Source organism: Bradyrhizobium sp. (assembly GCF_049798375.1).
GTDB lineage: Bacteria > Pseudomonadota > Alphaproteobacteria > Rhizobiales > Xanthobacteraceae > Bradyrhizobium.
Genome location: NZ_JBARGP010000009.1, coordinates 1 through 12,803, shown reverse-complemented (window position 1 = coordinate 12,803; position 12,803 = coordinate 1). Strand labels below are relative to the sequence as shown.

General features: G+C 63.5%; 14 protein-coding genes. 5 read left to right on the top strand and 9 right to left on the bottom strand.

What is annotated here, in order from left to right:
• A partial coding sequence (locus WA702_RS00230) for an ABC transporter ATP-binding protein (protein WP_425108516.1) occupies window positions 1-695 on the top strand: 695 nt, incomplete at its 5' end.
• Window positions 696-854: 159 nt separating this feature from the next.
• Here the strand turns inward: WA702_RS00230 and WA702_RS00225 are convergent.
• Window positions 855-1,250: a DUF930 domain-containing protein gene (locus tag WA702_RS00225; RefSeq protein WP_425108515.1), complete on the bottom strand. Its 396-nt coding sequence runs from the start codon at window positions 1,248-1,250 to the stop codon at window positions 855-857.
• Between the two features lie 84 nt (window positions 1,251-1,334).
• Here WA702_RS00225 and WA702_RS00220 point away from each other — a divergent pair, with 84 nt between their 5' ends.
• Window positions 1,335-1,592 carry a hypothetical protein gene (locus WA702_RS00220; RefSeq protein ID WP_425108514.1) on the top strand — a complete coding sequence of 86 codons (258 nt, stop codon included), beginning with the start codon at window positions 1,335-1,337 and terminating at the stop codon, window positions 1,590-1,592.
• 103 nt (window positions 1,593-1,695) lie between these two features.
• Here the strand turns inward: WA702_RS00220 and WA702_RS00215 are convergent, their stop codons facing one another.
• Complete coding sequence (locus tag WA702_RS00215; protein WP_425108513.1) at window positions 1,696-2,499, bottom strand: hypothetical protein; 804 nt, start codon at window positions 2,497-2,499, stop codon at window positions 1,696-1,698.
• A gap of 36 nt (window positions 2,500-2,535) precedes the next feature.
• On the opposite strand from WA702_RS00215, the gene WA702_RS00210 reads away from it, so the two are divergent.
• Window positions 2,536-3,006, top strand: a complete 471-nt coding sequence (locus tag WA702_RS00210; RefSeq protein ID WP_425108517.1) for a 2-oxo-4-hydroxy-4-carboxy-5-ureidoimidazoline decarboxylase — start codon at window positions 2,536-2,538, stop codon at window positions 3,004-3,006.
• Here the strand turns inward: WA702_RS00210 and WA702_RS00205 are convergent.
• Window positions 3,003-4,478, bottom strand: a complete 1,476-nt coding sequence (locus WA702_RS00205; protein ID WP_425108512.1) for an amidase — start codon at window positions 4,476-4,478, stop codon at window positions 3,003-3,005. The two genes, WA702_RS00210 and WA702_RS00205, sit on opposite strands and share 4 nt — an antisense overlap.
• Here WA702_RS00205 and WA702_RS00200 point away from each other — a divergent pair, their 5' ends adjacent.
• Both WA702_RS00200 and WA702_RS00195 read left to right on the top strand, forming a co-directional pair.
• On the top strand, window positions 4,479-4,748 hold the full coding sequence (locus WA702_RS00200; RefSeq protein ID WP_425108511.1) for a hypothetical protein: 270 nt from the start codon (window positions 4,479-4,481) through the stop codon (window positions 4,746-4,748). It abuts the gene before it with no gap.
• A gap of 258 nt (window positions 4,749-5,006) precedes the next feature.
• Complete coding sequence (locus WA702_RS00195; RefSeq protein WP_425108510.1) at window positions 5,007-6,548, top strand: hypothetical protein; 1,542 nt, start codon at window positions 5,007-5,009, stop codon at window positions 6,546-6,548.
• Between the two features lie 105 nt (window positions 6,549-6,653).
• On the opposite strand, the gene WA702_RS00190 is transcribed toward WA702_RS00195, so the two are convergent.
• From WA702_RS00190 to WA702_RS00165, 6 genes are all read right to left on the bottom strand, one after another.
• Window positions 6,654-7,691: an amino acid ABC transporter substrate-binding protein gene (locus WA702_RS00190; protein WP_425108509.1), complete on the bottom strand. Its 1,038-nt coding sequence runs from the start codon at window positions 7,689-7,691 to the stop codon at window positions 6,654-6,656.
• Between the two features lie 62 nt (window positions 7,692-7,753).
• Window positions 7,754-8,350 carry a L,D-transpeptidase gene (locus WA702_RS00185; RefSeq protein WP_425108508.1) on the bottom strand — a complete coding sequence of 199 codons (597 nt, stop codon included), beginning with the start codon at window positions 8,348-8,350 and terminating at the stop codon, window positions 7,754-7,756.
• Between the two features lie 213 nt (window positions 8,351-8,563).
• A complete protein-coding gene (cydB, locus tag WA702_RS00180; protein WP_425108507.1) occupies window positions 8,564-9,574 on the bottom strand; it encodes a cytochrome d ubiquinol oxidase subunit II in 1,011 nt (336 codons plus the stop codon).
• Window positions 9,571-10,977, bottom strand: coding sequence for a cytochrome ubiquinol oxidase subunit I (locus tag WA702_RS00175; protein WP_425108506.1), 1,407 nt, complete (start codon window positions 10,975-10,977; stop codon window positions 9,571-9,573). Before WA702_RS00175 ends, cydB begins: the two co-directional genes overlap by 4 nt.
• Before the next feature lie 396 nt (window positions 10,978-11,373).
• Window positions 11,374-11,985, bottom strand: coding sequence for a sigma-70 family RNA polymerase sigma factor (locus WA702_RS00170; RefSeq protein ID WP_425108505.1), 612 nt, complete (start codon window positions 11,983-11,985; stop codon window positions 11,374-11,376).
• A 252-nt stretch (window positions 11,986-12,237) separates the two neighbouring features.
• Window positions 12,238-12,803, bottom strand: a 566-nt coding sequence (locus WA702_RS00165; protein ID WP_425108504.1) for a winged helix-turn-helix domain-containing protein, incomplete at its 5' end; no start/stop codon positions are given.

Genomic DNA, 12,803 nt, shown 5'->3' with positions numbered 1-12,803 from the left:
TGCTCGAGGTTCGCGACCTTCATGCCTATTACGGCAAGAGCCACATCCTGCAGGGCGTCGATCTCACGATCGCGGCCGGCGAGGTCGTGAGCCTGCTCGGGCGCAACGGCGTCGGCCGCTCCACCACCGTGAAGGCGATCATGGGCGAGGTGCCGCCGCAGGGCACCATCCGCTTCAAGGACAAGGATATCGCCGGCCTGCCGAGCTACCGGATCGCGCATCTCGGGCTTGGCTACGTGCCGGAGCATCGCGACATCTTCCCCGGCCTGACGGTGCGGCAGAATCTCCTGCTCGGCGTCAAGGACACGCGCCGTCCCGGCAAGTGGAAGCTCGAGGGCATGCTCGAGATGTTCCCGAACCTCGCCGCGCGCGCCGACACCGCCGCCGGCGTGCTCTCCGGCGGCGAAAAGCAGATGCTGACGATGTGCCGCACCTTGATGGGCGATCCCGAGCTGATCATGATCGACGAGCCGACCGAGGGGCTGGCGCCGCTGATCGTGCAGCAGGTCGGCGATCTCATCGCGACCATCGCGAAAGCCGGCGTCGCCATCCTGCTGGTCGAGCAGAAGCTGTCGATCGCGATGCGGATCTCGCACCGCGTCTACGTCATGGGCCACGGCCGCATCGTGTTCGAGGGCACGCCAGACCAGCTCAGGGACAACGATGCCGTCCGCAAGGAATGGCTCGAGGTGTAATCCTTCGACCCGACGATACCGTTGCTCCTCATGGTCAGCGCCGTCTCGAACTACGAGGCCAGCCAAGCCGCGCCCTTCGAGACGCTTGGCTGTCGCCAAGCTGCTCAGGATGAGGAGAGAGGTGGTCCTAATGCAGTCAGGACAATGCGTACTCCGGCCTCACGGCACCAGATAGTGCTCGGCCCATTGCTCGCGCGGCACCTCGGCGCCGAGCTTGTAGCTGAACGATTCGATATTCAATCCGTCAGGCGATACCTTGCAGGCGTAGGAAACGTGGTACCAGCGGCCATGACTGCGCAAGGCGGCTCCTGGTGCTGTCACCACTGTTCCCTTCAATGTCGAGTCGGCGAAGGCATAGGCGACTACTTCATCGGTGTTGAAGCCCTTGTGCTCGCGGTTGGTGAGTCCGGACACGCGCCCATCGCAGCGCTGCTCGAAGCGGGTCTGCGGATCCAGCTTCATCAGCTGTTCCTCGATTGACTTGTGGTGCGCCTTGGCGAATGCGGGGCCAGCGAAGGTCGCGATCATGAGCGCGAGCGGCAAAGTGAGTTTCATGGATGTTATTGAGCGGAACTTCAGGGCAACAGTGTGAACCAGGATCGTCCGGCGCCCTAAAATGCGGATCGATTCGGAATCAGGATGCGTAGCACGCCGCGAGCAAGTTGGACATTCAACCTTCTGCGTTCGAAGCGGGCCTGCACGCATCCGCATGCAGGCCTGCCTTTGGACGAATCGGGATCAGGACAACCTTATCATGCCGATCTCGGCGTCTCGGCTTTCAGCTTCTCCAGCGCATCCGGCATCATCTGGCCGAACATCGGCGGAAGGTTAACGCGAGTGGTGCTGAAAGCTAAATCGGTGCCGATGAATGAACGGGTGCTCGCGGGCAGCGACTAACAGCTACGGCCGGCGCTGTGAGCTTCTTCGATCATGACCGACCGACGCGTTCTGGATTCGTGGCGTCGTGCCTATTCCCAGCCTAGGCTCGTCCTGTCGAGGACTAATTGTGGACGCCGAATAGCTGCTGCATCAACGACGGTGCCGGCGGGCTTTGGACAGGCGTCTCCTGAGCGCGCGTCTCCTGCACTGGCTGAGGTCGTGCCGGACCGCTGCGTGGATGCAGGACTAACGCGTGAGCCCGCTGCGCGGGGTCGGCTTCGGCGCGTGTATTCCCTGGCTCGCGCACGGCGCGACGCTTTTGCGCGGTTCGGATCGGAGCGTGAGATCCCTGCGAAGGACTCTCGGCTTCGGTTTGAGCTGGAGCGGATGGCGTCGTCTCGGCGGGCGGCCGCGCCAGAGTGGATTGTTCGGATCGATCGCGTGTGGTCTGCGCCGGAGCCTCGGGCCCGGAATTCGGTTGCTGATCTGGCTTGCTGTTCTGTTGCTGCGCCCAGGCCTGGAATTGCCTGAACAGGGCATCGCGGTCTGCAGCGGCATCAGCAGGCTTAGGCTCGGCGGGCTTCGGCTCGATAAGCTCCGGCGCTGCGGCCGTGGGCGGTTGGTCGCTCGGCACTTCCGTTTCGGCTGACGAGGCTGTCTGCGCTTCGACGATGGATTGAGCCGGTGGCGCACCGGCTTGATCGGGGGATGAGGCCGGTAGGTCGACATGCGAGGCCGTGATGGCGGTGATGCGCACCTTCGGATCTGCCAACAGCAGCGTCGCGCCGCCGACCGCCAAAGCCGTCAAGCTCAGGAGACCCGTCTTGAGAATGCGCAGCAACCTGAACTGCATAGAATTGACGGTATCGTTGGAGAGAAGGTGAGGCAGAGTATGCTCCGGGGCCGGGTCGTCGTTCATGGGCACGGGCGGAAGCCTCCTCCGGTCACTCTGTTGGCCGATATGCTGCAATCGACGTCCGGCGCGATTTGGGAAAAACCGTGGCTTCACTGCGGCGGAGGCTGGCCGCACGGTGATGTGCCGATTATGCACAGGGTCTGGGTCGCGGCCCGGCTCGATATCGCACGGCATTGGATCAGAACGCATCCGTCTGATGGCGGCTATCGCCCGTCGCGCATGCTGCGCGCATTGTTTATCGAGATATTCGGCGACACTTTCGCGAACACGCCCATGATTGCCGGGCGCGCACATCGTGCGGGACTTTCCGCGCACGACGACACAGCGGACGGCCTGCACGCAACCTTGATGGGCGTGGTACGCGCGATGGATCGCGACGAGACGCTCGCGCTGATCCGCGTATATCCCGAGCTCGCCGGCCATGGCTCCGATCTGGAGAGCGGAATATCAGCCGCTATCCTGCAAATCGGCGATATCACGCAGGCGCGGTTGGCAAACAAGTTCGAGGAGTCTTAGCGGCTGGCCACGTGCACGCCGGGCCGTTCGCCACCGGTCCATTTGCCATCGATCGCGCGCTCGATCTGCGCCGCGAGCTGCAGCAGCAAGCCGTCATTAGCCTGCTTGGCGATGGCCTGGATGCCGAGCGGCAGCCCGTGCTCGTTCTTTGCCAGCGGCATCGACAGCGCCGGGATGCCGCAGAGATTGGCGAGCGGCGTGAAGGCGAAGTTGCGCCAGAGATTCCCGAACCAGTCGAGCACGTCGGGATTGTCGCTGGTGGTGAGATATTCTTTTGCGCCGATCTTCGGCGTCGGTAGCGCCGTAATCGGCGTCAGGATGATGTCCCAATCCTCGAAGAAGGCGCCGAAGCCGCGCGATGTCGTGTTGAACACCGCCTGCATCGCGGCGCGCTCCTTGAAGCTTAAGTCCTTGCCGGCTTCCCAGATCCGGATGTTGACCGGCTCGATCAGCTCGGCCGGCGGTCGCTCGAGATTGCGTGCCCCGAGCATGTTGTTGATGACGATTGCGAAGTTCGAGATGTAGCAGGTGGTCTGGGCCGCGAACGCCGCTTGGTAGTCCAGCTCGGGCAGGGCGTAGTCGACGTGATGGCCGAGGCTTTCCAGGAAGCGGCCGACGCGCTCGAGCTCGGCAGCGATATGCGGCGTGGCGCGATAGTCGCCCCATTGATGCGACAGCGCGATCCTCAAGCGGCCCGGATCGCGCTTGATCTGCTCGACATAGGGCTCGGCCGCGGTCCAATACGGCATAAACTCGCCCGGCGCGCCGCCGCGGCAATGGTCGACGAAGGCGGCGGTGTCGCGCACCGAGCGCGACTGGCAGCCCTGGATCGAGACCAAGCCACTGAGATCGGACAGATGCGGCGCGATCGAGAATACGCCGCGCGACGCTTTCAGGCCGAGATTGCCGTTGACGCCGGCGGGAATGCGGATCGAGCCCCCGCCGTCGGTCGCATGCGCGATCGGCACCACGCCGGCGGCGACCATCGCCGCACTTCCCGCGGAGGAGCCGCAGGTGGTGTACTCGGTATTCCAGGGATTGCGGGTGATGTAGACAGCCGGATTTTCCGCCGAGCTGCACACGCCGAACTCGGGCGTCGTAGTGCGGCCGATCAGATTGAGGCCGGCCTGTCGCATCTTCGACGTCAGATGCGTGTCGGCGCTGGCGCGATTGCCGCGCATGAACAGCGAGCCCATTTCCTGCAGCCGGCCGGCCATGGTCGGGCCGAGGTCCTTCATCAGGAACGGCAGCCCCGCGAATGGCCCATCGAGATTGGCGCCGGCCCTGGCGGGATCGGCGAGCGCGTCGTCGAACAATTCGACCACCGCAGAGAGTTTTGGATCGACCTTGGCGATGCCGGCCGCGGCCTGGCTTGCCAGCTCCTGGGGCGTCAGCTCGCCGCGCCGCACCCGTTCCGCCAGCGCCACGCCGTCGTGCTGGGCCCACGCGTCCCAGCTCATCACCAAAGTCATGTGATCATCATCCTCAATCGTACCGGCGGGAACCTTGAGATGCTCGACGCGGCAAGTCAATTAACCAGGCCGGCATGGCGCGCGTGCCGGGTCGTCATGGCGGCTGATGCACCGCACACAGCCTGCATTAAGGCGATATTCACGCAAAAGCGCGATCATGATGGCGCCGGAAGCCACACGCTCAGGCCTTTTGGCGCGATGCGAATGCGAGGGATGGGGCCTCTGATCGGCAACGGGCTTATCGCCCCGCGCAACATCGGCGATTCCTGATGCCGCGCCGCCCGACAGCTTGCCGAGCGCGGCGCACGCGGCAAGAATGCGTTAGCTACGATTGCGCGTGTCGTTGAAGTCGACTTGTACGAGTGTCATGAATTGTGTGGTATCGGCCGCGGGCCCACAGCATTGAAATCGCATGGACGCGTTCGCAGCAAGTCTCGCCGGCCGCACGAAGATGGAGGCGAGCGCTTCCGAGACCTTGTCCGTCCTGACCCGCACAGCATCGCGATGCGTCTCTGGTGTCTCCTCGCAATGACATTGCTGGTCGTGCTAGTGGCGCCATTCCCGCTCGTCGACGTGCCGCCGGTGCTCGACTATCCCAACCATCTCGCCCGCTATTTCGTGCTGGCGCATCCCGACGATCCCGTGCTGTCGCAGATGTATGCGCCGAACTGGCGGATCCTGCCGAACCTCGGTATGGACCTGATCGGCGTCGCGCTGCTGCATGTCACCTCGGTTCATGTCGGCGGTCGCATCGTGCTCGCGCTCAGCCTGGTGGCACCGATCATCGGCGTGCTGGTCTATCATCGCGCCGCGTTCGGGCGCACGTCGCTGTGGCCGCTGGCGTCGGGCGTGATTGCCTATAACGGCATCTTCTTCCTCGGCTTCATGAACTTCCTGCTGGCGCTGGGCTTGGCGTTCGGCGCTGCCGGCGGCTGGATCGTCTTGGGCCGATGCAACAGGCGGTGGACACAAATTGCCCTTGGCGCGGCGGCTGCGGTCGTCACCTTCATCTGCCACATTTTCGGTGTCGCCTTTTTCGCGCTGCTGATCGGCTGCTACGAGGCCGACGGGCTGTGGCAGCGTCGCCGCTCGGCTGGATTGATACGGGCAGGCGCACTGGTCGCACTGCGCATCGCCGCCGCGCTCAGTCCCGCGCTGCTGCTCTATGCGCTCTGTCCGCTCAACGCGGCGACCGCGCCGCACGGTCCGTGGGAATGGGGCGACAAGCCGTGGCGGCTGCTGACGCCGTTCATGACCAGCGATGCGGGACTGACGGTGCTTACCGCAGTCACGCTGCTGGCCACCTTGATGCTGCTGCGGCGCCAACTGCGCTGGGTGCCGGGGCTGCCGCTGGCGATCGCAGTACTGATGATATTCTTCGTAGCGGTGCCCGAGGCCATGAGCACCGGTGCGCTGATCGATCTGCGCTTCGTGACCATGGCCTGCTATCTGCTGTTCGCGGGGCTGGAGCCCTGCCTGACCAGGCGCCAGGCGCAGGTCGTGCTGGCCGTGTTCGGCGCGCTGATCGTGGTGCGCAGCGGCTATGTCGGCGCCACCTGGATCGATCACCGCAAGGATCTCGCCGAGGTGCGGGCCGCGATCGCCGGAATCGCGCCCGGCACGCGAGTGCTAGCCTCGCGCAGCTATCCCGATCAAATGATCTACATCAAGCCGCCCGAGCGCGCCATGCCCGGGCTCTATCCCACCGACGACCACCTCGCCGCGCTGCTCCTGATCGAGCGGCGCGCCTATTGGCCGCTGCTGTTCGCACATCCGGCGCAGCAGCCGATCAGGCTGCTGCCGCCCTACGACAGACTGTCCTATCCGGTGGGCCAGCCGGTCAATTGGGACTGGCTCGCCGACCAGTCTTATTCGATTTTGCAGTTGTCCGCCGCGCCCTATCTGCCCAATTGGCGGTCCAACTTCGATCTGGTGCTGCTGATCAACCCGCCGTCGCCGCAGCAGACGATCGCAGGCCTGACCCCGCTCTATCACGGCGATTACGCGCAACTCTATCGGATCGAGCACCAGCTGCCCGCGCTCTCGGCGCTACGCGGCGTGCTGCAATGATCTGAACGCAAGCTCCGGCGGACCATCGGCTGCCTTGAATGTCGCGGTATCGTCCTCAGGACTAATGCCGCCTGGTGAGCGCGACCCGCGTGGCTGCCGCGTTCCTCATCGGATCGGCGGCGCGTACTGGATGCCGCCGGCATTCCACAACTGGTTCATGCCGCGGGGAATCTTCAGCTTGGATTGCTCGCCGATATTGCGGTCATAGACCTCGCCGTAGTTGCCGACATGGCGGATGATGCGCACGACCCAGTCCTTGCTGAGGCCGAGATCCTCGCCATAGCTGCCTTCATTGCCGACCAGCCGCATCACGTCCGGCTTTTTCGACTTCAGGGCCTCGTCGATATTGTTGGAGGTGACGCCGAGCTCCTCGGCGTTGATCATCGCATAGAGCGTCCATTTGACGATCATCATCCAGTCGTCGTCGCGCTGCCGCACCACGGGCGCGAGCGGCTCCTTGGAGATGACGTCGGCGAGGATGTCGTGATCGCCGGGCTTCGACAAGTTCAGCCGCAGCGCGTAGAGCTGCGAGACGTCGGCGGTGAAGGTGTCGCATTTGCCGCTGTCATACGCCTTCACGACGTCGTCGAGCTTGCCGAGCTTCACCTCTTCATACTTCATGTTATTGGTCCGGAAGTAGTCGGCGAGGTTAAGCAAGGTGGTGGTTGCGTCCTGCACGCACACCTTACTGCCGTTGAGATCGAGCGCGGTCTCGATCTTGCGCGACCGCGGCACCATGAAGCCTTGGCCATCGTAATAGGCGACGGCCGGGAAATAGAGATCGTAGTTCTGCTCGCGCGACATGTTCCAGGTGGAATTGCGCGAGAGGATGTCGACCTTGCGGCTCTGCAGCTCCTTGAAGCGCTCACTGGCGTCGAGGGGCACGAACTTCGCTTTGTTCGGATCGTCGAAGATCGCCGCCGCCACGGCACGGCAGAAGTCGACGTCGAAGCCGGTCCAGTTGCCCTTGTCGTCGGGAATCGAGAAGCCGGGCAGGCCCGCATTGACGCCGCACAAGACCTCGCCGCGACGAACGGTGCGCTTCAAGGTCCTTGTATCGTAGAATTCATAGGTGACGGCGACTGCCGCAACCAGAACGGCAACGGCAAGCCCGATCAGCAGGCCGCCTCGGAACGTACGCATGATGTGCCCCTCACAAATCTCGGAAAAAGCGATTTCGTTAAAAAAATGCGGTGCGTATGCGGCTAGAGCTCGGGCTTCTGCCGCACCACCACCTTGGTGCCGACCGGCACGCGGTCGTAGAGATCCGCGACGTCGGTATTGACCAGGCGGAAGCAGCCGGAGGAAATCTTGGTGCCGATGGTCTGAGGCTGGTTGGTGCCGTGGATGCGGTAGACCGTGCCGCCGAGATACATCGCGCGCGCGCCGAGCGGATTGCCGGGGCCGCCGGCCATGAAGCGCGGCAGATAAGGCTGGCGCTGGATCATCTCCGGCGGCGGGGTCCAGTCCGGCCACTCCGCTTTCTTGGTGATGCTGAGCAGGCCCTGCCACTGGAAGCCGTCACGGCCGACGCCGATGCCGTAGCGGATGGCGCGGCCACCGGGCTGTACCAGATAGAGATGCCGCTCGGCGGTCGAGATGATGAGCGTGCCCGGCGGCTCGGTGGTGCGGTAATACACGATCTGCTTGCGCCATTCCGGATCCAGCTCGACGCTGTCGTCGGCGACTACGCCGGGCTGGTCGCCGGGATCCTCAGGCTGCTGCGCGAAGCCGTGCGTGGCCGAGCACGCCAATGCAATCGCGGTGGCGGTGAAGCAAATCAGGTGACGTAACCCCATCATTCCAAGCTCTCCCAACGGACCCCTGGCAAGGCTGGCTTACCACCTGCTGGAACTCGGGGCTATGGCAAAGGCAAGCCGGCTTGGCTCACGCCAGCCTCATCCAGAGCCGGATTATCAATGCGACCATTGCAACACTGCCGACGCCGGCGAGCCACAATCCAACGAACCACAAAACGCGCTTTGCCGGCGATGGCTGGGTCTGCCCGGACGGCATCAATGATAACCGCTCTCGGGCTTGACCTTGCCGCGAAACACCCAATAAGCCCAACCGGTATAAGCGAGGATCAGCGGGATCAGCACCGCCACGCCAACCAGCATGAAAAGCTGGCTGCGCTCGGGAGCCGCCGCCTGCCAGATCGTGATGCTCTGCGGAACGATGTAGGGATACATGCTGATGCCGAGACCGGCGTAGGACAGCACGAACAGCAGCAGCGACAGCACGAACGGCCGGTTGTCGCGCCTGTCGGCGAGGCTCTTCAGCAACAAGACGCTCACCGCAATGACGGCCAGCGGCACCGGTGCGGTCAACACGATCGCGGGCCAGGTGAACCAGCGGTGTGCGTACTGGATGGTCAAAAGCGGCGTGGCGAGACTGACCGCAGCGATTGCCAGCAGCATCGCGAACAGCAGATACCAGCTGACGCGATAGGCCTTGTCGCGGAGTTCTCCCTCGGTCTTCAGGATCAGCCACGTCGCACCCAGCAATGCATAGCCGATCAGCAGTGAAATCCCGGTCAGAATGCTGAACGGCGTCAGCCAATCCCACCAGCCGCCGGCATAGTGCCTTGCGTCGACATGCACGCCCTGCAGGATTGCTCCGAGTGCGACACCCTGCGCCAGTGCGGCTAGCCAAGAGCCGGCGGAAAACGCGATGTCCCAGAGGTTTCGCTCGGCGCGGGTGCGCCAGCGGAACTCGAAGGCGACGCCGCGAAAGATCAGCCCGATCAACATCGCGATCAGCGGGGTGTAGAGCGCGGGCAGCAGGACGGCATAGGCCAGTGGAAACGCCGCCATCAGCCCGCCGCCGCCGAGCACGAGCCAGGTCTCATTGCCGTCCCAGACGGGGGCGACACTGTTGGTGATGACGTCGCGATCCTGCTTCGCCGGAAACAGCGGAAACAGAATGCCGAGGCCGAGATCGAAGCCGTCCATCACCACATAGACGAACACGGCGAAGGCGATGATGAAGGCCCAGACGGTAGCGAGATCGACTGCGGCGCTCATGATGCTGCAGCCTCGCTCGGCATGCCCGGTGCCGGCGTGATGCCGGCGGTGCGCGTCGGGGGTTCGCTGCTCGGGCCTTCTTCGCCGGGATGTGGCGGCGCGGCCATCAGCCGCAACAGATAGAGAATGCCCGCCGCATAGACGATGAAATAGACGATGACAAACGACAGCAACGACGAACCTACCGCGGGCGCGGCCAATGGCGAAGCCGAATCCGTGGTGTGCAACAAACCATATACGGTGAAGGGCTGGCGGCCGGTCTCGGTGGTGATCCAGCCGGCGATCACCGCGATAAATCCGGCCGGGCCCATCAGCAGCGCCAACCGATGCAGCAGCCGGGATTGGTGCAGTCGGCCGCGCCAGCGCTCCCACAGGCTGAACAGGCCAAGCCCAAGCATGAGAAAGCCCAGACCGACCATGATCCGAAATGCCCAAAAGGTGATGGGCACCGGCGGCCAATCCTGGCGTGGCACGGTATCTAGCCCTGCCATCGGCGCATCAGGCGCGTGCTTCAGAATCAGCGACCCCAGTTTTGGGATGCCCACGGCATATCTCAGCCTGCCTGCGGCCATGTCGGGCAGACCGAACAGATACAGCGGCGCGCCATCCTGGTGACTCTCGAAATGGCCTTCCATGGCCATGATCTTCACCGGCTGATGGGCCAGCGTGTTGAGGCCGTGCTGATCGCCGGCAAGGATCTGCAATGGCGCGACCAGGGTAGCCATCCACATTGCCATCGAGAACATGACGCGCGGACCGGCCAGATGCTGATCGCGCAACAGGTGGTAGGCGCCCACGGCGCCGACCACGAGCGATGTGGTCAGATAGGCGGCCAGCACCATGTGCACGAGGCGATAGGGGAACGATGGATTGAAAATCACCTGCAACCAGTCCGCCGAGACAAATTGGCCGTCCGCGTTCACGGCATAGCCGGCCGGCGTCTGCATCCAGGAATTGGCGGAGAGGATCCAGAATGCCGAAATCAGGGTGCCGATCGCGACCATCAGCGTGGCGAGGAAGTGCAGCCTGGGCCCGACCCGTTCTAGTCCGAACAGCATCACCCCGAGGAAGCCCGATTCGAGAAAGAAGGCGGTCAGCACTTCGTAGGCCATCAGCGGACCGATCACCGGGCCGACCCGGTCCGAGAATACCGACCAGTTGGTGCCGAACTGGTAAGACATCACGATTCCGGAGACCACGCCCATGCCGAAGGCGATCGCGAAAATCTTCAGCCAATAGTTGAACAGATTGATGAAGACGTCGCGTCCGGACCAGAGCCAAAGCGCTTCAAGCACGGCAAGGTAGCTGGCAAGACCAATCGAGAGCGCCGGAAAAACGATGTGGAAGGTCATCGTGAACGCAAACTGCGCCCGCGCCAGGTCAACTGCGTCCAAGCCGAACATCGAAACGTCCCTCACCGGTGCGCGGCCGCTTTAGCACGCGCAGCATGGACGGAAAATCGTGCCGGCCGTCTTCGACGTCAAATTTCAAATTGACCCGTGCGATTTGGCTAAGCTGGAAATGGAATGACCCGGACGGGGGGCATCCGTCCGGGTCATCGCAGCAACTTGGAAGGTGAGGACTGTCTGATCGGTGCAGTTAGCCGATGAAGACCTTGCTCTGTCCGTTGGCCGAACCAAGCTGGGGGACTTGGTTCAACCGATGGCGAGGTTCTAGCAGGCAATCTTTTCCGGCTGATTTCGCCGATTGTTTCAATTGTTTCGTTTGGCGCTTTTCTTCGGAAGATTTGCTTGGGACTTCGTGTTAGTCCTGGGCAAGGTATTGAAACGAGGCGTTTTTCAAGCCGCGATCGTATCGACGCCGCAGCCCCGCAGGAGGTCGGCGAGCTGCTTGCGGGCATAGAACATGCGCGTTTTCACCGTGCTCTGCGGGATGCCGATGATCTGCCCGACCTCCTCGACCGACTTCTCATGGTAGTAGACGAGGTTGATGATCTCGCGATGGGCGGGCGACAGCTTGGCGACGCAGGCGCGCAGGATGGCGCGGGTGGTGGAGCGCTCGAGCAAGGTCTCCGGGGTGTCGGAATCGTCGGCGATCTCGCGCACTTCATCCTGGTCGAGGTCCTCGAAGCGGCGCTGGCGCAGCGCGGTCAGTGCCTTGAAGCGGGCGATCGAGAGCAGCCAAGTCGAGACCTGAGACCGCCCCTCGAACTGCTTGGCAGTGCGCCAGACGTCCAGGAACACCTGGCTGACCAGGTCCTCGGCGATCGTGGTGTCGCGCACGATGCGCAGGATGAAGCGATAGACCCGCACATTGTGGCGCGCATAAAGCGTGTGCATTGCGGTGCGATCGCCTCCGGCAATCCGCTGCAGAAGCATTTCATCCGTGGTCGCCTGGGCTGCGATGATGCCCTGGCTGGCTGCGGAATTGATGGCGACGACGTTCTGCATGACACTCTCCCGTTGCGCCGCCCCCTTGCGGCGTTTCGTTGGGCAAAGTGTTAATGATCCCAGGTTTCGGGATGTCTGCACGAAAAAGGGAAAATGGTTTCGTCGCCCGCGAGAATTGTTTCGTCGCGCGACAGGCCGCGAAACACTCGTGGCAGAAATGTGAGGTTTTTCAACGCGCGGAATACCACCGGACGGACCCGGCGTCCAAGCAGAGCTTGGCGGTCGGCGGGTTTGGTGCAGTGCCGCGGGCGTTTACGCTTTTTCGCCTGCCGGCGAGAACAAATAGCCGCCGCCGCGGATGGTGCGGATCACGGCCGGCTTGGCCGGATCGGGCTCGATCTTGCGGCGGATGCGCATGATACGCAGGTCGACGGCACGGTCGAAGGCCTCGGCGTCGCGGGCATTGGCGAGCTCGAGCAGCCGTTCGCGCGACAGCACCCGTTTCGGGTTGGCGGCGAATACTTTTAGCAGGCCGAATTCGGAGGCCGTCAGCGGATGCTCGTTGCCCTCGTCGTCGCGCAGCGCCTGGGCGTCGAGGTCGAGCCATTTGGTGCCGAACCGCACCAGCTGCTCCTTGGCCTTGGCGGGCGCGGATTGCTGCAGCGGCGAGGCTGCCCTGGCCGGCCCGGCCCGCCGCAACACCGAGCGGATACGGGCCATCAATTCGCGCAGCTCGCAGGGCTTGGCGACATAATCGTCGGCGCCGAGCTCGAGCCCGACCACCCGGTCGATCGGGCTTGCGGTCGCCGTCAGCATGATGACGGGGATGTTGGTGCGGCTCTTGAGGTCGCGGATGATCGACAGACCATCCTCCTCCG